We start from the raw sequence: 17,034 nt of genomic DNA, 5'->3' as shown, positions 1-17,034 counted from the left end.
ACAGGCCAGAAGCCTGTGGTAGCCATTTACACCACCAGCCTTTCACGCTTCGGCAGTATCAGTTCTTCCGTAATACTGTCAATGAGTCTAATAATTTTTTCTTCCGTGTCCGCTGTAATTTTGCCTTCAACAGCGACGCAGAGTTCATCCAGTTTATCATTAAAAGAGAAGAATATTTCGGGCAGGACGGCTCTCGGCATATACCCCAAAGCACGCTGGCGGAGATACTCTGATACGGAAATCCCGCACTTTTTGGCGTTCTGCTCAATAATATTTTTTTCTTTTTCGCTTACACGGATAAATAAATTTTTGTTCTTGGCTTCGTTCATTACATCAATCCTTTCTTTGATTTTGTAAATGGGTTTTAGGGTGTCCCTAAAGAACAATCGGCTCTTAAAGCCGGTTGGGGCGGAAACTGTCAATACAGTTTCCCTGCTTGCTGCGGTATGCGACACTCTTTCTGCCGCATACGGTTGTTGTTTTCCGCCGGTCTGTCTGAATGTCGTTTTTCTGTCCCTGCCCCCGTTTCAGGCGGCGTTGTTTCGCTTACTCTCCGAAAAGAGGTTATCGCAAAATCATATCCCATCCAGCCGGTCATTCAACTGTAACCGGCATTTGGGCAACGAAAAAAAGCCGGTACATCAATGTGTACCGACCAACACAAAAGGATAGACTTATCCCTTGCGGTTTTGGTTTCACAATGATGTAACCGGCTTTGAGATTCAAAGTCGAAACTGTCTGTTACGCTTATCTGTTGCCGACAGTTCGAAGCAGTTTCAGAAGCGACGGTATTTCCTTTTCGCATACCGCAGGCGTGTGCGGCGTAAAGCCGTACTCCCAAATTTTGTGAGGATATGTAATTGGTTGTGGTTCTCCTAAGAGAGTTTTTTATTATACTCTGCGGAACGAGTGTATGTCAATACTTTCTAAAAAGTTTTTGAATATTTTTTTCGGAAGGTGGGCATACTATTTAATTTCAAATAAAAATCATGTTCGTTTATCTTTAGATAAAAGAGCAGAGCCGACAGGCTGTGATTGCTCACAAGCCTGCCAACTCTGCGTATTATGTGTCTGGCTTTTTGGTGAGATGTTGTCCGCCCGATAAATGGGAGATTATAGCAAATACCCCGTAGCGATGAAAAGATAGCTATACAAGTATTTTCTATTTAATCTTAAATACATTACCCCACTAAGAACAGAAAATATCATAGTAGAAATTCCGTTCCATATTTCTAGCCCTACTCCTCTTGATACAAAATGAAACGCCCCCCATGTCATAGCTAAAATAATACCACCAAAAGGAATGAGGCTTTCTTTTTTCAACAAGGTTTCAATCGCTTTTTGCCCATATATTATGATTAGAACAACGAGTACCACTTCAAATATATAATACAAATATTGCGCACAAAATTGAAATATGTTTTTACCCTGTGCTTCTCCAATAATCTTTAATGTATGCCAATCAATAAAAGTCATAATTTTGCAGCCAATGAAGCAAGCAAGCGTTACTATCCAATTTTTCAAGGAAATCTTGTCCCCTTTGTTCCCTCTTTCTGGAAAATGATAATATTTCCTTGAAAAAAGCAGGAGAACACCAATGAAAAATGCCCACATGAAAACCATTATAATACAATGGATACTTCTTTGGTGCGTTGTATAATTTTGTATATCTACATGTAGAAATATCACTTCAATTCCGAATATTGACAGGAATTCAAGCATAAATGCTCCAAATGAGAGCAGGCTCATCCATAAATATTTTGTCCATTTTACTTCTCTAACCATTATTCTCACCTTATGAAATTTCGTTTTCCTTTTATACTTGACTTCCCGACAAATTATGAATTTGACAGAATCATTATCAATAAATTTTCAGCATTTCCGCACAGTATCTATCCAAACAAATATACGTTCATCTGTTTGTTTCCCAATCACACCACCATTTGCAAATGCTACTGCCTTTGATGCAGCATTGTCCAACTGAATTGTAACAAGTACTCTATCAATTCCAAGACAGCTGGCTTCCTCAAGTAAAAGCTCAAGAATTTTCTTTCCATATCCTTTCCCACGGTACTTAGGAGCTATTCCATACCCTATATGCCCCCCCGCTTCACGAAGCGCATCTGTGAGAAAATGCCTGATAGAGCCAAAACCAACTGGCCTCTCATCTGCATAAAGCCAATATGTAGTAGACGGCACTTTCCAACCGTCTTTAAGTCCAATCTGCTCGGAATCTGCATATTTTCTCTTCAACCAGTCTTTATATTCCTCAAATGATAACCCGTTAGCATTGTTCATTAACCCGTTCTCTTCTTTGGGAATTTCTTGTAACATTACATATACATCCATTCCATCATCTACTGATAATCTCCTAAGCTCTATCATTTTTATTGTCTCCCCTCAAATTCCGATTTTTCGTTCTATTTAGCTTTCCGATAAACTGGAAGTTATCGCTTTCTGATAATCCAATCGTCATCTTGGTTTTTTCTCTCTGCATAGTAACCGCAAGGCATATCCTTTAAGGTACTGACAGAGTTATCTAAATCAAAAACCCATTTTAAAGATACTAACTTTGCTTCATCTGTTTCATGTGTTTCTCCGCATAGAAATTGCCACATTCCGTCATCTTCATCATGCGATACATATAGAATAGGTGCCTGACGCTCCAATATATGGCAACAGATAATCGTAGCAGTATCAGGTGAATCATAAAAAGGAAATTTCATGTCTGTTACTCCTTTCAAATCTCGACTTCTCAGTTTGACTTTTTTCCTATTATACACAAAAACATGAGATTTTTCAATTCACAAACTGTCGTTGCTTAAGTTTGAATGGCATTGTCGCTTATTGCGGAAACGCTATCATTCACCTATGAATAAATTATCTCATTTTCAACAATTTCTCTTACACATGCCAGAATGTTATTCATCTTTTGAAACCATAAGAATTGATTTTCGGTTTTCAATTGTTCTGTCACACCCTGCCTGTCGGAATATTCCGTTACCAGCCGAGAAAACATTTTATCAGCCCGCTTGTCAATATCAGCAAGGTAGTCGTTCAGCTTTCCACTTGTTAGTAGGTTCATATACAAAACCTTATGGCATTGTTCCAAATACTTTGCGTGCCGCTGTCCCCATAAGCCGATTAGCTTGGCTTCTTGTGGCGGTATAAGATTTGGCAGATTATAATCGCCAACTTTTGAATAAGTGCCGCCCATCCGTTCAAATATTGTTTTTTCCATAAGTTTAACCCTCTGTCATTCTGATTTTGAGAGCGTTGGAAATAATTCTCCGTTCTTTTTCGTCAATCACTATGTAATATTTTTGACATCGCATATTTCCCGTTCTCTTTCTCCTAAAGTATGGCAAAGGATTTCTCCCTTTGCGAATGTGTGATTTTATTGTTGACATTAAAGAAAGCCAGTGCAAGAAGCGTTTCTGCTTTTTACGCTGGCTTTTGCCTTTGCTATCGCCCATAAGCTGTAATCCAATAATGTTTTCAAATTATCTCCTTATGTGGCAACAGCCTTTGCGGTTTTTCTTTTGTCGTTTTTTATCGGAATGTGCCGCAGGGCTGTTCCCGCTGTTGGCTGTCGTTCGCCGCCTTTCCAATCTGGATTTTTACATTTTCAAAAATTCGGATTGGAGGAAATAAGGAATGGCATATAACCACGGACGTGAGGACAAGAAATGGCACATCTGGAAAGAAGCCGAGGAAAAAGTGCTGCGTGAGCATGGCGTTGATGAAGCGGTCATTGAACAAATCCGTATGGAGGACAGGGCGGACTTTAATTCCAATAGGCGGTTTTACCGATGGATGATTATTCTAATGCTTGGGAGCCACCAATTTAAAGCTTGAGAGCCACCCAAAATCCGTCCTGATTTTAATGCTTGGGGGCCATCTATAAGATACAAGATATAGTTGTACTGAAAATATCATGGATTGTCCAGAGTAATTTTGGAATGTTCCTGAATAAAATTAAGAAATAACAAAGCAGACCTTTGGCCAGCTATGCTGATACGAAATTCCTCGAAATCTTATTTTTCCAGCATATTCTCTTTTTGAACGAAAGAAGACAGAACCTTTGATGACCGGCTCTGCCCTCTCTTTGTCTGCTAATCGAAATCACCGAGACAATCTTTTGCATAAAACTTGAACAAAGCTTAAAATAACAGCTTCAAATTAATGGCAAATAAATTTCACCTCATTTTTTCTTTCTTACTTCATTAAAAATCTGAAGCTCGGAAAGTGCCTCCATGATGGCAAGTTCTGATATCCCTTCAACAGTGGTTCCTGTTCCAGGATTAAATAATTCTTGCTGTGCATCAGCTCTGAAATCATAAGATTTTAGTTCGGCTGTATACCATGCCAGGATTTCATCCCTTAAATTGTCTGCCAGATCAAGCAATACTCGTAGATTTCGTATTTTTTGTCGAATATCATTAGGAATGGTCGGTTCGTCTAACTTTATTTTCATTAAAAACCTCCTGATAAAAGGAATAAATGTTGTGGCATCTAAAGAGTCATCAGTGTTTCCTGCTAACGGTTGATTTATCGTCTGCCACATACAAAAATAAATCTGCGTTTTTATGAGTTTAAGGACTCCATAAGTTTTCTGGCTTTTTGAGAATCGTACAGCTTTCTGAGGTTATTTTCGGTAGTCGGTATGGAATAAGAGTTATGTATGATCCGGTCCATAATAGAATCGACCTGGGTTCCGCCGCCTAACCGTTCATGCCAGTCACAGACCTCGTATTGCCCGACAAAGATCGTCGGATTATTTCCACAACGCTGTTCTACCAACTCATATATGAATTTTGACTCTTTCTCATTGATCTTATAGTTCAGCCATTCATCTATGATCAGCACTTTATAGTTTCCCAGTTTCTTCCGGTATCGTACCTGCTCTCTGAGGTTATCTTTGTGGGCCTGAAAATGTCCCAGCATATCCGGCATTCTGATATAACACGTCCGGAGAGTCTGTTTACATGCTTCTACACCCAGGACACATGCAAGATAGGTTTTCCCGGCACCCGTCGGGCCTGTAATGATCAGGTTTGTTGCAGCACCTACGAATCCCATGGTTGCAAGATTTGCGATTTTCTCCCTACTGCTCTCTCGTGCATCACAGTCTAAAGTTTCAAGGCTTGCATTGGGATACTTTAAATCTGCATTCTTTGTCAGCCTGGTGATCAGTCTGTTCTGCCGTTCTGTTATTAGAGCTGAGAGCAGATGCTAAAGTCTCTCATTGTAAGTCAGGTCAACAAAAGATACTTCTTTTTCCTGAGCCTCGATCACAGCCACTAAATCACTGAGTTCTAATACTGATAATTGTTTCTTGATCTCTGTATTCATAAATTTTTACCATCCTCTCTATAATAATCCGCACCTCTTACGATTCCCTGCTTATGATCTTTTACGTTCTTTTTTGTAAGATCATTTTTTCTGTTTTTTGCAGCTCTTTTCACATAAGGCATAAGCGTGTTGTAAGTAATCAGATGAAAGTCCTTAAGTGCAAGGCTGCAAGCTGTTTCAAGGATATCTTTCCCATATACACCAGCGATATCCAATACGGTTCTTGCATCTACAAGAGCCTGTTCTTTTACTTTTGCATTGTCATACAACCTGCCTATCACGGTTCTTGTACTGTTGCCAATAGCTTCTGCTTTATTCAGCGTTGATTCCATTGTATCCGGAGTGTATATTGGATATGGAAGATGGGACATCTCTGTTCTTTTCGCATTCCGAATGCCTGTGGGAATACGTTTATGCTCAGCTACTAATTGATGTGAGGCGTAGATACAAACAAGAGAACTGTTATACTGCACATCAACGTATTTATTTATGTAACTGCTTGGAACAGAGTATTGTCCCTTGTGAAACCATATATGGGAATTCGGGCCTACTTTGTGATTATATGACCACTCACAGATCTCAAAGGGAAGCATTGGCAGGGTTCTGAGATATGGTTTTTCCTCCAGCTCATAAATTGTTTTTCTACTGCCGTTTCTCTTTTGGAAGGGTTTGTCATTTAGCCTGTCAAGCACTTTTCTGATTGCCGAATTAAGCCCTTCTATAGAATGAAAAGTTTCATTTCTGAGCATGCCGATGATCTTTCTTGCAATTTTTCCCACCGCGCCTTCGACACTTGCTTTCTGTTTGGGTTTCTTTACCTGTGCCGGCATAATTGCAACCTGGTAGTGTTCTGCAAAAGATAAATAGGAATCATTCAGCACGACCTCTCCATGTTTCGGGTGTTTGATCACGCCTGTTTTTAGGTTGTCACAGACAATCCTTACAGGTGTCCCGCCAAAGAATTCCAGCATGTGGACATTGCACGACAGCCAGTCTGATTGGTTCATAGAAGCGGCAGCCTCTACATAGGTATACTGGCTGTACGGAAAAGCCGCAACAAACAGATATGCCGTTTGCTGTTCCTGTTTGTCAGGATCCATGTAGCTCATCGTAGGACCTGACCAGTCAACCTCCAGAGTTACTCCCGGTTTGTGTTCGATATGACTGGTATAATTTTTATCAGCTATAAAGCGTTTATAGCCATTTGCGAATGTAGCATAACAGCAATGGGAAATCCCTTGTGCATTACCCTTTTCACAGTATTCCTCCCATAGCAGCATTTCTGTAACCCCGACCTCTTTCAATTCACTGTGGACATACGAATAGTCCACTGGAGCAAATCTGTTTCTTGGCCTGAAGGTATGGGGATAAAAAAGGTGATAGATCTCGTCATCGTTCATCAGACATATTTCATCCCAGTCTTTGTCACATTTGTCATAAGATTCTTTCACAAATGCAACAGAATTACGAGAGACCTTCAAAGTTTTAGAGATCTCTCTGGCACTTAGATCCTTGTGAAGAAGTTCAAGGATCTGTCTTACTTTTGTTTTCTTAAACATAGAAAACCTCCTTTAAAATGTATTTGAAAAGTACGGGTACTTTTCATAAACACATCTTAAAAGAGGGATCTTATCTTAAGCAATATATTTGGATGACCACAATATATAGTGGTGGCTCCCAAGCTTTAAAATACACTGGATCCAGATGGCTCTCAAGCTTTAAATAGATGGCTCCCAAGCATTAGAATAATCACTCACCAAGCAGAAGAAGGTAAACGAGGGCGAGGTGCCGCAGTATTATGTGGAGAACAACCACCAGGCCATCATCAGCCCCTCCGTGTTCGAGGAGGCGCAGCACCAGATGGCGGCCAGGCATTCCGGGAAGAACCGGGCGGGCAGCATGGGCGTATTCTCCGGCCGGATAAAATGTGCGGACTGCGGGGGCTGGTATGGCTCCAAGGTGTGGCATTCCAACAGCAAGTACCGCAAGACCATCTGGCAGTGCAACCACAAGTTTGACGGCGGGGAGAAATGCGGCACGCCCCACCTTGACGAGGAAACCATCAAACAGCTTTTCCTGAAAGCGGCCAATGCCATCTTTGCAGAAAAGGACGGGGTGCGGGAGGATTACGATTCCATAAAAGACACGCTTTTCGGAACCGCGGAGCTGGAGACGGAGCGCCTGCGGCTGCAGGAGGAGATGAACGTGGTGGCGGAGCTGATTGAACAGTGCGTGGCGGAGAATGCCCGCGTCGCCCTTGACCAGACGGAGTACCAGAAAAAGTATGACGGGCTGGCGGGGCGGTTCAACAGGGCGAAGGGGCGGCTTTCGGAAGTCAGCCAGGCCATCACGGAGCGGCAGGCGAAGCGGGAGAAGATCGGGAGGTTTGTTTCCGCCCTGGAAAAGCGGGACGGCCCGCTCACGGAATTTAACGAGGACGACTGGTACAGCCTTGTGGAGTACGCCACGGTGTACAGCAGGGAGGACATCCGCTTCACTTTCAAGAACGGGATGGAGATAAAGGCATGAGAATATAGTCCCCCGGAGCAGGGAAGAAAACGGCTCCGGGGGATTCTGTGTGGTTAATGTTTATGCTGCTATTTGTGTGGGATCATGCTTTGATGGGAAAGCTGATTTCTGCATCATTCTTTGGCTTTATCTGGAATACCATCCGCCACTGCACTTCTGACACAGGCTCAAAATGCAGGGAGGAAGCTGCCATCCGTTTGTCAGGAGCGGCATTTTTCCCGGCCATAAAAACTGCTGTGGGGCCGTCTGGCCCGCCCGGCGGCCCTTGGGCATCACCCATTCTTGGGTGGTCGCCTTCTGCGCAGTCGCGGATGCAAAAAAGGCTGCGGTCTATTTCTGGTGCAATGCTGTAAGAGAGTATCTGGCAGTATTCTGGGTAAACCACACCTTTCGCTCCAATTTCTGCGAAGCTGTTCCTGATCTGTTCGCAGCCATGTAGTGTCAGAGTGTATTCCTGACCGGTTATGGGATGGGCTGTCTTTACCGTTTTGCTATCGCAGGAAACGCCAGAGGAAAAATGCCCCGCAGTGATGGAGATTAAGTTTGCCTGGAAAGCAAGTGATATTTTCTGAGGGGACAGTATCGGTTCTCCGTCCCAGTCATAGCAAAGCCGTTCAAAATACCAGCAGCATTCCCTGTCGCAGGCATAAGCATCCATCCATTCCTCCGCAGTTTTGTTATTTTCAAAACCGTCTTCGCTGGCAGGTACATTCCCCATCTGAATTACATTTTCCGGATACCATCTCAGGCTGCTGCTCATGTGGCGCACCAGTGGCGTACCATCAAGGCATATTTCTACGGCAAATTCCCTGCTTCCGGGGTTGTCCGCATCTATCTGCTCAAATTCTTCTGGGGTTTTTAGGGACATCCGCCGCTCATAATCCCATTTTTTCAGGAATGCCGCCATATCTTCTATCGGGATTTTTGCGCATACATCGAGGGCGGCGCCTGCTTTGCCTACATAGACTGCTGGGATAAGTATTTCCTGTTCTCCCCAAAGAAAAGAGTGATTGACAGGGAGGGCTGTCAGCTTGGTTTCAGGCGAGCCTTTCCCCCATATATTGTTATCATGGTATACGTCCATTCCGTGTGCCTCCTTAAGTGTTCAATGAAGCAATTATACCACGGATGCCAGGATATTTCCAAAGCTTTTGATTTTTTATGGGAAAAATCACGGAGTATAGGAAAAATCGTGGAGTATGGGGAAAAATCACGGGGTATAGGAAAAATCATGGAGTATGATAAAAAATCGCGGGGTATCGGTAAAAAATCATGGGGTTTAAGGAAAAATCAAATTGTATCAAAGACAGCGTTTACATAGACGATGGTTATTCTGGTACGAATTTCCAAAGACCGAGCTTCCAGAACATGATTAAGGACATTGAAAACGGGCTGATAAACTGCGTGATTACGAAAGATTTATCCCGTCTGGGGAGGAATTACCTTGACTGCGGATTATATCTGGAAGTCTTTTTTCCTGAGCATAACGTGAGGTATATAGCAGTCAATGACGGCGTAGACACGCTCAATAAATCGGCGATGGACATCACGCCTTTCCGAAATATCCTAAACGAAATGTATGCCGCCGACATATCAGTTAAGATAAAATCGGCATATCGGGCGAGGTTTCAGCAAGGAAAATTTATGGCAACTTATGCGCCCTATGGGTATGTCAAAGACCCTGCCGACCATAACCATCTGCTGATAGATGACAGGGTGGCTCATGTGGTAAGGGAGATATTCGACCTTGCGTTAGCGGGGAACGGGATTGAAAAAATCCGTAAACATCTCAATAAGAAGCATATCTTATGCCCCGCCGCTTTTTCGGTTGCGCAAGGGGAGACAGGATATGAAAGGCATTTTGAGGGGGACGAGGACAGACGCTATTTCTGGAGCAATAACAGCGTAAGGAATATCCTAAGAAGCCCCGTTTATGCAGGGAACCTTGTCGGTTACAGGCGGGTTGCCGTCAGCATGAAAAGCAAGAAAAAACTGTATAGGCTGCCCGAAGAATGGGAAGTGATACCCAACACCCATGAGGGCATAGTCACACAGGCGGAGTTTGATACCGTACAGCAGCTTATGACGAGCCGCAGGCGGGAACAGAACGCAGGGGGATTTAAAAATATCTTTGCAGGCGTTATCAAGTGTGCGGACTGCGGTTACGCTTTGCGGGCTATGAGTGCTAACAGGAGGAAACGCCCCGACATTATCGACTGCGTACAATATAACTGCAATAATTATGGCAGGTATGGCAGTACCGTGTGTACCGCACACAGCATAGAAGCAAGGGACTTATTCAATGCCGTGCTTGCCGACATCAACCGTTTTGCGGATATGGCGGTAAATGATGAAAAGGCGGTAAAAGCCATAGAAAAGCGGCTTACGGAAACAGACCAGAGCAGGGCAAAAGCATTGGGGAAAGAACAAAAGAAGCTGAACAAACGCCTTGCGGAGCTTGACAGGCTGTTTTCCTCTCTTTACGAGGATAAGGTCATAGGGCGTATCACCGAGCGAAATTTTGAGATGATGTCGGAGAAATACCAAAAAGAACAGTTTGAAACCGAATCAAGGCTGAAAGATGTAACGGAAACGCTCAACGAAAGCTATGAGAAATCGCAGGGAATCCGTGACTTCCTCTTCCTTATACGCAACTATCAAGGTTTAAAGGAACTGGACGCAACGGTTGTAAATGCGCTGATAGACAAGATATTTGTTTCGGAGCGTGAGAAGATGGCAGACGGAACAGTGAAACAAAAAATAAAGATTTGTTATAAATTCATCGGCTTTGTCGATGAATTACATATCACACCCACAAAGCGGTGGACAGCGTTGCCCGCTAAACATTGTACGGTATGCGGCGTTGAATACGTCCCTGGCTCTGCCATATCAAAATATTGCCCTGTTTGTGCCAGAAAAGTAAAGTTGGAAAGGTCAATTGAGAGCAGACGCAGGAGCAGGGAACAGAAAAGGATAGCATGTATTGAATCGTCCGCAAAAAATGACCGACTTGGCTTAATCTACAATATAATGCCGTAAATTCTTCCTGCTGTCTTTTCATAAAGCTCTCCTTTCCGACAGCAGACACGGTATTGTGAAGTGTAGGTACAGTGTATCACATCTGCCCATAAACTTCAACGCTTTAAAGCGATAATTCTTCCGCTGCCTGTTATTCCCCGTCATCATCACCCCAATTCTTATCATCATAAAATCCATATCCCTGTATGCCACGCCGAAAAATATTCGTAAGCATTACAAGCAAATCCCGCCCGTATTTTCGGAAATGGGCGTTGACAGTGTATTCCGTGCCGCCGATTTTCTCGGTAAGGCTCATCGGTTCTGGAATACGGACAAGTGGCGTGACGTTCTGGACAGGCGGCAGAGGGGGATATATCTTATCGGGATTTATCATAGGGGCGTCCTTGTATTCCTCCATAATTGCTTGTATTTCTTCCTCTGACAGTCTGCTCATCGCAATGGTTCCTCCCTCCTGCGGTCTGCCCTGCCTGCTCTGGCATTTATATTTGACCGCTGATTTTCAATCGTGTCGTGGATTTGGTTTAAGCAGTCGTCGATATGGGCAGAGCGTTTCTCAATCCCGTCTGCATATTTCAGCCGCTTTCTAAGCTCCGTTATCCGCTCCGTCACGCCCTGTTTTTCGGCTCGGAGTGTTTCTTTTTCGGCTGGTGTGGCACGGCGTACCTTATTCCGCAAGTGCTGGCGGTAGTCAATCAGTTTATTCATTTCGGTCTGGTTTTTCTCCCTGTCGGCGTGTAAATCGGAGAGAGTAGAAATGTTATGCTTTGACATATACCGTACCTGTGCGGTAATCTCGTCCAGTTTCCGCAATTCCTCTTTCATCAGCGGGCTTGTCGGCTTGTAGTCCGTGCCTTTGGGAAATATCCCTAACTGATAGCACCAGTAGTAATATAACGCTAAGATTCCCGTGGTTTTCTGGTGTGATTTCCATGCGTTTTTATACTGCTCTGGCATATGGGGAGAGTAGGAAATCCTTGCTTTGTAGTTTCCATATCGGGAAGTTCCGCCTAAACATGACCGTATGAAATCGGAAGTCAGCCGCTCGTCAAGCGTGTCTAACCTTGTGAAATGGTTGTATTGTGGCAGCTTCATTTTCCAATGACTGCCCGAAAAATCAATTTCATATCCCTTGTCGGTAAGGTATTTCATCATGTGCTGTAAATCCCTGCTCCCGTTGATTGCTTCTTTTAAATCCTCCCGATAGACGTTGTAGCGTGTCGGCTTGCCGTTCTTTTCGTCCAGATACAGTGGTCTTGACGAGGCTTTCTTCGGCTTGTCAATTACCGACAGTTCGTACTCTCGGCATAGGCGGTCGGACACTTCCCTTAACCGTTTCTGCTCCGATTTTGAGTAATTATATTTGCTCCCATCCAGATAAGAAACGGAGTTGAAGCAGAAATGATTATGCAGATGTCCTTTGTCAAGGTGGGTGGCAACGATTATCTGGTACTTGTCGCCCCACATCTCCCTTGCTAGCTTCAACCCGATTTCATGGCACTGTTCGGGCGTTACCTCGTCTGGCTTGAAGCTCTGGTAGCCGTGCCAAGCGATATATCCGCCTGTCTTTTGGTACTGTTTTTTTGTCAAAATCATCTGCTGTAATGCTGTTTCTTTCAGACAGTTGATTGCGGAAACATACTCGCCCTCATTTGTTTTTAACGGATTTTTCACATAGGAGAACACGTCAAAAAAATCCTGCATATCTTGATTCGGCACGGTCTTTTCTAGGTTTTCTATATAGTCAATCACGTCTTTTATGCTCCCTTTGACATGCCATAGGCTTGTTACCGCCATATCAGACCGCCCCCTGTTCTGTCAATTCTTCTACGTTAAATCGTTGTGGGAGAGTTGTTTTTTGTTGCAGTTCTAAGATAAAATCCTCAATCTCCTTACAGATTTCGGCGGCGGTTGGATAGTAGGAAACACACTTTTTGAAAGCGTCATGCACTTCATAGAGCTTGTTTAACAGTTCCCAAAACTCGGTTTTAGGCTGTGGCTGCGGGGAGTTTCCCTTGCATAACTGGCGCATAAATTCTGCTGCGGACAGACCGCAAGCGGCGGCGCACTGCTTTAATTTTTCATGTTCTTTCTCGTTCAATCGGACGGTAATCGGGACATTCCGCACGTCCTTTTCTGATTTTTCTCTGCTCATTTTCCTTAATCCTCCAGTCTTAAATTCCTTTCTTCGGGGTATTCAGGGGCTGTCTCCTGAGTTAGTCCATGCCCGCAAGCGGCATGGATTGGGATTGTGGCTGACACAATCCGATGCTCGCTATCTCTGTGGACAATGCCGCAGAGCATTTTTCTTTGTAACAGCATTCTTCCATACCTGTCTTACCCTCCGAAAAGAAAATCCTATGTCTTTTCTACCTCCGTTCTGGATTTAATTTCTTGACTTTTGGATAAATGAAAAAGCCGCTACACTGCACCACGAATGACAGGAGAGATTTCTCCTGCTCGGATTCGCAATGCTATGTAACGGCTTTGGGATTCAAAACCATGCTGCCATACGCCAGCCGAAAAGGGCAGCATAAATTCGGCGGCGGTCAGCCTTGTCCGTTGGCTGACATTCCATTCTTCCATCTATGTTCTTATTTCATTTTCAATCTTCCAATTCCCTTACGGGTATTTCAGAATATCATAGTGGCTGTACCCATGTCAAGATTTTGGGCAAACTTTTTAGTATTCCCTGTGGACGGATATTTTATTCAGCTATTTTGAAAATTGGGCAAGGGAATTTTACCCCTCACCCAATAGTCCATAAGAAAACAGAAAATATTAGATGTTTATAAAATTTTCCGCAGCTTTTTCCGCAAGTGGTCTAACCTTGCGTATATCGCTCCCGTTGTCAGCTTGACAATCGGGGCAATTTCCTTACTAAACGTAACATAGTTTCATCAGATCCCCGCAAGGAACTTTTGCAAGTTCACTCGGCTCTATTTTTTTTAGACCACCACCATAAATGCGCCCTTCTTCTTCAATGTCATTTCCACTAATACCCTTTAGCAGTTCCCATATTCTATATACAGAGTTTGGATTATCTGAGATAGCTTTTTGTAAATGCTCTTTAGGATAAAGCATTAAATACGAATTGGTAACAATCGCTTCAGACAGATTAAGTATAAAGCGTATGGGTGAACCGTCGTCTTTTCCTCTCCCCATGTAAGAACACAAAAAATAGGTTGCGTCCCTCTGCTCTTGCCAGTACCATTTTTTTCTGTTCTTGCACAAATACTTTTTACTTGTTTTGTCAATTCCGCTTTGTAAATAATCCCATATAGCAGGGGATTGTTCCATTATTTCTTGCTCTGTTAGTTCACAGTCCAGCAAAAAGTATTGTGGTTCAATTTGGGGTATTCCGTCGGTATCAGTGTCTACAAGGTCGGTTTTCAAATATCTTGGACTTGGAAGAATAGGCTTAAAAAAAGACATATCCATTCCTAATTCCATTATTCTCTCCCGGCTCATTATAAAGAAATTATTATCTCCAGTAGCAAGTCCGCGTTTTACCTCAAAATAATCGCCTAACGTTCTTCCCGCAATTTCATCACAACGGATCTCTTTTCTGGGAAAGCGTGTCCATTTGCGTTCTTTAATCAAATCAGATTTTTTAATACACTTGTTCTGTTTGGGGTTATCATGCGTACAACCAAAAGAAAACTCAATATCATAATCGTCATTGATTTTTTCGTTTCTGAACCATACAACGCATGATGAAACTAATGCGTCAGAAAACATTGAGTTTTCCGGGTCGTATCGGTGTATTCTTAGTAAATGAACGTTCTGTAATAAGTATTCTTTAATTGCAGCTCCATAATTAACATCCATAAACTCACTTGGTATAAGCCATCCGCAAATAGCACCGGGGGCAAGCCATTTGTGCGCTAACAAAATAAAGTAACAGTATAGCCCAGCTAAACCCGACAAAACTATTTCGGTTTCTTCTTTTCCGCGTTCAATTAAATATGACTTGGTCTCCTGTGTTAGATAGTGGTGACGAACATAGGGCGGATTAGTAATTACAAAATTGTATTTATGTTTTGGGGCAATTTTTGTAAAATCATCGTTGACAAGGTTTATACCTGAATCTCCCCAAAGCGCATTTGCGCAATCATAATACACCGGGTCAATCTCTATACCCGTAGCTGCCTGAATGCAATAGTTCTCGTTTACTGCACTTAATAAGGCGGAATAAAACGCTCCACTTCCCATACATGGTTCTAAAAATGCTATATCACTTTCGGATAAAATGCTTAATCCGTATGTAACGATTTCTTTCGCTAAATCAAGGGGCGTTGAAAACTGTCCGTATTTCCGGCGTTCTTCAATGTCCTTTCCTTTGTCTATCATTTCCTGCATCTGACGGCGGGAGTGTTCTATTGAATTTAAATTCCCAATTGTTCTATATCGCTTATTCTGTGTTCCCATATCCAGTCTATCCCTTCTGCCGCTTCATATCCCAAATACCCGGAATCAAAATATCCGCATAAAAACAATGAATAAGAAACGTTGCCGCCATAGGTGTTTCTTAATTGCTGCATTTTGACAGCTTCCTCTTTTCGCCGCTTGTTTACATTTGTAAAATCCCCTGCGGACTTTGCCTCTAACAGTAAAGGCATATCGCCCGCTTGCGCTGAAAGCGACATGATAGCAACGTCTACCGGAATATTGACTGTATCTCCTTTTTTACCTGCGACATACACAGGGACGTTGGTGTGAAATGAAAATGAACCAGGGTTCATTTCATCATAGCGTACTCCATTTTCTACCAATGAATAACCTTTGCTTTTTAGTAATTTCGCAATAGCTGCAAGCTGTCGCTTTTCCTGTGCGTTACGAATAATAGGGTCTGCAACGGCTCCGCACAATCTATCTGCTATGATAGTAGATGAACGCATTATTTCCGTTTCATTCGGATTGCGCTTTTCCGGTAGCCATGTGAATATATCAGGGTCAGCCATTTTTATAATAATCTCAGAAATGCGTTGCAATTCTGTAATTAACCTTATTCTTTGCATTCTCGGTGAGATATGGGGATTTTCAGAATCTTCCATGTTCTGCACAAGGCTTTTGGAAACTCCCGCAAGTCCTACTAATCTATCTCTGGCAATAGGCGGACAGGTAGACATTCTTAATATGGGCAAAACTTCGGGATGCTTTTGTAGAATAGCAGGGGAAACATTATTCAAGTGATTTGTTTCTTTCAACGCTTGTTCAACACTCTTAGCAGTTAAAATGCGAGTTTCTCTAAACGCTTTAGGTGCAAAATCCATAAACCATGTGTTGTATAAATCCACAGATTGAATAATATCCTGTTTCCACAGATGCGGTTTATCAAGATTTATACCCATTTCATTAACCCTTCCTTTCGTCCTGTATTTCTACAATATCATCAAACCCGCATTGCAGAGCAGTAGTGATTTTCGCCAAACTGTCCATTACCACGGGTTCGTCTTTTTCCATTTTGGCAAGTATGTTCGTGCTAATACCTGCCGCCTTGCGCATTTATGTTTTCGTCCGAAACGCCTTAAAAAGCACCTAAGCACCTAAAATTACAAAATATATTATAGCACACCCTGCAGCGCGTTTCAACAATACACCATGTAAATTTGCAACCGTTTATAGCTAATAAATTTAATGTTCTATATTGAGGAGTTTCGCATCGTTTTATCAGAAACCTTATTCATACCACTATCCGAAAAATAACGGTAATGCTTTCTCCACAATCTCTCTTGCACACGCCCGTATGTTATTGAGCTTTTGCACCCATTCCAAGGCATTTTCTGCCTTCAACTGAGCCGTGATACTCTGCGCCTGTTTATCAATCTCCGCAAGGTAGATATTCAACCTGCCGCTTGTGAGAAGATTGATATATGTACCTCTGCGGTACTCCTTCGGATAGCGCAAGTGCCGCTGTCCGAATAAGCCTATGTTCTGTTCTTCTTCGTCTGGTAATCTCAAATCAGGGATAAGATACCCATTTTCTTCGTGATATGTGTAGCCTAACTGTTCAAACAATGATTTAGCCATTTTGCAATTCCTCCAAATAAGATATTCACTCCACTTTGTTGTGTCTGCTGTCTTAAACACAATTTTGAGTTTTCTCCCTAT

At 42.8% G+C, this 17,034-nt stretch carries 20 protein-coding genes and 2 pseudogenes; 3 read left to right on the top strand and 19 right to left on the bottom strand.

Annotated features, from left to right (window positions below):
• Window positions 1-26: 26 nt before the first annotated feature.
• The 5 genes from AC6I3O_RS01090 to AC6I3O_RS01070 form a co-directional block, all read right to left on the bottom strand.
• On the bottom strand, window positions 27-329 hold the full coding sequence (locus AC6I3O_RS01090; RefSeq protein WP_497849406.1) for a plasmid mobilization protein: 303 nt from the start codon (window positions 327-329) through the stop codon (window positions 27-29).
• Window positions 330-1,113: 784 nt separating this feature from the next.
• Window positions 1,114-1,785 (bottom strand): hypothetical protein, encoded by a 672-nt coding sequence (locus tag AC6I3O_RS01085; RefSeq protein ID WP_497849405.1) that lies wholly within the window; start codon window positions 1,783-1,785, stop codon window positions 1,114-1,116.
• Between the two features lie 87 nt (window positions 1,786-1,872).
• Window positions 1,873-2,385 (bottom strand): GNAT family N-acetyltransferase, encoded by a 513-nt coding sequence (locus tag AC6I3O_RS01080; RefSeq protein ID WP_322203316.1) that lies wholly within the window; start codon window positions 2,383-2,385, stop codon window positions 1,873-1,875.
• A 62-nt stretch (window positions 2,386-2,447) separates the two neighbouring features.
• Window positions 2,448-2,726: a hypothetical protein gene (locus tag AC6I3O_RS01075; RefSeq protein WP_217957973.1), complete on the bottom strand. Its 279-nt coding sequence runs from the start codon at window positions 2,724-2,726 to the stop codon at window positions 2,448-2,450.
• A 143-nt stretch (window positions 2,727-2,869) separates the two neighbouring features.
• Window positions 2,870-3,241, bottom strand: a complete 372-nt coding sequence (locus AC6I3O_RS01070) for a TnpV protein (protein WP_497849404.1) — start codon at window positions 3,239-3,241, stop codon at window positions 2,870-2,872.
• Window positions 3,242-3,657: 416 nt separating this feature from the next.
• Here AC6I3O_RS01070 and AC6I3O_RS01065 point away from each other — a divergent pair.
• Window positions 3,658-3,816: pseudogene (locus tag AC6I3O_RS01065) on the top strand (RNA polymerase subunit sigma-70); the annotation flags it as partial.
• A 388-nt stretch (window positions 3,817-4,204) separates the two neighbouring features.
• Here the strand turns inward: AC6I3O_RS01065 and AC6I3O_RS01060 are convergent.
• The 3 genes from AC6I3O_RS01060 to istA all read right to left on the bottom strand — a co-directional run bounded on the left by AC6I3O_RS01060 (window position 4,205) and on the right by istA (window position 6,914).
• Window positions 4,205-4,477 (bottom strand): hypothetical protein, encoded by a 273-nt coding sequence (locus AC6I3O_RS01060; RefSeq protein ID WP_125128212.1) that lies wholly within the window; start codon window positions 4,475-4,477, stop codon window positions 4,205-4,207.
• A 110-nt stretch (window positions 4,478-4,587) separates the two neighbouring features.
• Window positions 4,588-5,232 carry an ATP-binding protein gene (locus AC6I3O_RS01055; RefSeq protein WP_497853397.1) on the bottom strand — a complete coding sequence of 215 codons (645 nt, stop codon included), beginning with the start codon at window positions 5,230-5,232 and terminating at the stop codon, window positions 4,588-4,590.
• Between the two features lie 119 nt (window positions 5,233-5,351).
• On the bottom strand, window positions 5,352-6,914 hold the full coding sequence (istA, locus tag AC6I3O_RS01050) for an IS21 family transposase (protein WP_497849403.1): 1,563 nt from the start codon (window positions 6,912-6,914) through the stop codon (window positions 5,352-5,354).
• 226 nt (window positions 6,915-7,140) lie between these two features.
• On the opposite strand from istA, the gene AC6I3O_RS01045 reads away from it, so the two are divergent.
• Entirely contained in the window at window positions 7,141-7,884 is a 744-nt protein-coding gene (locus AC6I3O_RS01045) for a recombinase zinc ribbon domain-containing protein (protein WP_497849402.1), read from the top strand.
• Window positions 7,885-7,966: 82 nt separating this feature from the next.
• On the opposite strand, the gene AC6I3O_RS01040 is transcribed toward AC6I3O_RS01045, so the two are convergent.
• The gene (locus AC6I3O_RS01040) at window positions 7,967-8,968 is read right to left on the bottom strand and encodes a hypothetical protein (RefSeq protein ID WP_497849401.1); all 1,002 of its coding nucleotides are present in this window, start codon (window positions 8,966-8,968) and stop codon (window positions 7,967-7,969) included.
• Window positions 8,969-9,156: 188 nt separating this feature from the next.
• On the opposite strand from AC6I3O_RS01040, the gene AC6I3O_RS01035 reads away from it, so the two are divergent.
• Window positions 9,157-10,923, top strand: a complete 1,767-nt coding sequence (locus tag AC6I3O_RS01035; RefSeq protein ID WP_497849400.1) for a recombinase family protein — start codon at window positions 9,157-9,159, stop codon at window positions 10,921-10,923.
• 130 nt (window positions 10,924-11,053) lie between these two features.
• Here the strand turns inward: AC6I3O_RS01035 and AC6I3O_RS01030 are convergent, their stop codons facing one another.
• The 10 genes and pseudogenes from AC6I3O_RS01030 to AC6I3O_RS00985 all read right to left on the bottom strand — a co-directional run bounded on the left by AC6I3O_RS01030 (window position 11,054) and on the right by AC6I3O_RS00985 (window position 16,953).
• Complete coding sequence (locus AC6I3O_RS01030) at window positions 11,054-11,356, bottom strand: hypothetical protein (RefSeq protein WP_497849399.1); 303 nt, start codon at window positions 11,354-11,356, stop codon at window positions 11,054-11,056.
• The gene (locus AC6I3O_RS01025; RefSeq protein ID WP_497849398.1) at window positions 11,353-12,717 is read right to left on the bottom strand and encodes a relaxase/mobilization nuclease domain-containing protein; all 1,365 of its coding nucleotides are present in this window, start codon (window positions 12,715-12,717) and stop codon (window positions 11,353-11,355) included. The genes AC6I3O_RS01030 and AC6I3O_RS01025 overlap by 4 nt, the downstream gene beginning before the upstream one ends.
• A gap of 1 nt (window position 12,718) precedes the next feature.
• Entirely contained in the window at window positions 12,719-13,075 is a 357-nt protein-coding gene (locus tag AC6I3O_RS01020) for a plasmid mobilization protein (RefSeq protein WP_497849397.1), read from the bottom strand.
• A 5-nt stretch (window positions 13,076-13,080) separates the two neighbouring features.
• Complete coding sequence (locus AC6I3O_RS01015) at window positions 13,081-13,242, bottom strand: hypothetical protein (RefSeq protein ID WP_497849396.1); 162 nt, start codon at window positions 13,240-13,242, stop codon at window positions 13,081-13,083.
• A gap of 99 nt (window positions 13,243-13,341) precedes the next feature.
• On the bottom strand, window positions 13,342-13,506 hold the full coding sequence (locus AC6I3O_RS01010; RefSeq protein WP_497849395.1) for a hypothetical protein: 165 nt from the start codon (window positions 13,504-13,506) through the stop codon (window positions 13,342-13,344).
• 203 nt (window positions 13,507-13,709) lie between these two features.
• Window positions 13,710-13,802, bottom strand: a pseudogene (locus AC6I3O_RS01005) (sigma-70 family RNA polymerase sigma factor); the annotation flags it as partial.
• On the bottom strand, window positions 13,801-15,273 hold the full coding sequence (locus tag AC6I3O_RS01000) for an Eco57I restriction-modification methylase domain-containing protein (RefSeq protein ID WP_497853396.1): 1,473 nt from the start codon (window positions 15,271-15,273) through the stop codon (window positions 13,801-13,803). The pseudogene AC6I3O_RS01005 and the gene AC6I3O_RS01000, both read right to left, overlap by 2 nt.
• Window positions 15,274-15,308: 35 nt before the next feature.
• The gene (locus AC6I3O_RS00995; RefSeq protein ID WP_497849394.1) at window positions 15,309-16,274 is read right to left on the bottom strand and encodes a XamI family restriction endonuclease; all 966 of its coding nucleotides are present in this window, start codon (window positions 16,272-16,274) and stop codon (window positions 15,309-15,311) included.
• 4 nt (window positions 16,275-16,278) lie between these two features.
• The gene (locus AC6I3O_RS00990; RefSeq protein ID WP_497849393.1) at window positions 16,279-16,428 is read right to left on the bottom strand and encodes a helix-turn-helix domain-containing protein; all 150 of its coding nucleotides are present in this window, start codon (window positions 16,426-16,428) and stop codon (window positions 16,279-16,281) included.
• Window positions 16,429-16,614: 186 nt separating this feature from the next.
• Window positions 16,615-16,953: a TnpV protein gene (locus AC6I3O_RS00985; RefSeq protein WP_497849392.1), complete on the bottom strand. Its 339-nt coding sequence runs from the start codon at window positions 16,951-16,953 to the stop codon at window positions 16,615-16,617.
• Between the last annotated feature and the right edge of the window lie 81 nt (window positions 16,954-17,034).

Source organism: Sporofaciens sp. St.21A7, assembly GCF_059728535.1.
The sequence above is the reverse complement of the archived record's forward strand: the minus strand, read 5'-3'. Positions and strand labels throughout refer to the sequence as shown.

What these genes read in the sequence shown, in the direction of transcription:
- AC6I3O_RS01090 (WP_497849406.1), bottom strand. Translation starts at nt 329, where the DNA reads ATGAACGAAGCCAAGAACAAAAATTTATTTATCCGTGTAAGCGAAAAA.
- AC6I3O_RS01085 (WP_497849405.1), bottom strand. Translation starts at nt 1,785, where the DNA reads ATGGTTAGAGAAGTAAAATGGACAAAATATTTATGGATGAGCCTGCTC.
- AC6I3O_RS01080 (WP_322203316.1), bottom strand. Translation starts at nt 2,385, where the DNA reads ATGATAGAGCTTAGGAGATTATCAGTAGATGATGGAATGGATGTATAT.
- AC6I3O_RS01075 (WP_217957973.1), bottom strand. Translation starts at nt 2,726, where the DNA reads ATGAAATTTCCTTTTTATGATTCACCTGATACTGCTACGATTATCTGT.
- AC6I3O_RS01070 (WP_497849404.1), bottom strand. Translation starts at nt 3,241, where the DNA reads ATGGAAAAAACAATATTTGAACGGATGGGCGGCACTTATTCAAAAGTT.
- AC6I3O_RS01060 (WP_125128212.1), bottom strand. Translation starts at nt 4,477, where the DNA reads ATGAAAATAAAGTTAGACGAACCGACCATTCCTAATGATATTCGACAA.
- istA (WP_497849403.1), bottom strand. Translation starts at nt 6,914, where the DNA reads ATGTTTAAGAAAACAAAAGTAAGACAGATCCTTGAACTTCTTCACAAG.
- AC6I3O_RS01040 (WP_497849401.1), bottom strand. Translation starts at nt 8,968, where the DNA reads ATGGACGTATACCATGATAACAATATATGGGGGAAAGGCTCGCCTGAA.
- AC6I3O_RS01035 (WP_497849400.1), top strand. Translation starts at nt 9,157, where the DNA reads ATGGGGTTTAAGGAAAAATCAAATTGTATCAAAGACAGCGTTTACATA.
- AC6I3O_RS01030 (WP_497849399.1), bottom strand. Translation starts at nt 11,356, where the DNA reads ATGAGCAGACTGTCAGAGGAAGAAATACAAGCAATTATGGAGGAATAC.
- AC6I3O_RS01025 (WP_497849398.1), bottom strand. Translation starts at nt 12,717, where the DNA reads ATGGCGGTAACAAGCCTATGGCATGTCAAAGGGAGCATAAAAGACGTG.
- AC6I3O_RS01020 (WP_497849397.1), bottom strand. Translation starts at nt 13,075, where the DNA reads ATGAGCAGAGAAAAATCAGAAAAGGACGTGCGGAATGTCCCGATTACC.
- AC6I3O_RS01015 (WP_497849396.1), bottom strand. Translation starts at nt 13,242, where the DNA reads ATGCTGTTACAAAGAAAAATGCTCTGCGGCATTGTCCACAGAGATAGC.
- AC6I3O_RS01010 (WP_497849395.1), bottom strand. Translation starts at nt 13,506, where the DNA reads ATGGAAGAATGGAATGTCAGCCAACGGACAAGGCTGACCGCCGCCGAA.
- AC6I3O_RS01000 (WP_497853396.1), bottom strand. Translation starts at nt 15,273, where the DNA reads ATGATAGACAAAGGAAAGGACATTGAAGAACGCCGGAAATACGGACAG.
- AC6I3O_RS00995 (WP_497849394.1), bottom strand. Translation starts at nt 16,274, where the DNA reads ATGGGTATAAATCTTGATAAACCGCATCTGTGGAAACAGGATATTATT.
- AC6I3O_RS00990 (WP_497849393.1), bottom strand. Translation starts at nt 16,428, where the DNA reads ATGCGCAAGGCGGCAGGTATTAGCACGAACATACTTGCCAAAATGGAA.
- AC6I3O_RS00985 (WP_497849392.1), bottom strand. Translation starts at nt 16,953, where the DNA reads ATGGCTAAATCATTGTTTGAACAGTTAGGCTACACATATCACGAAGAA.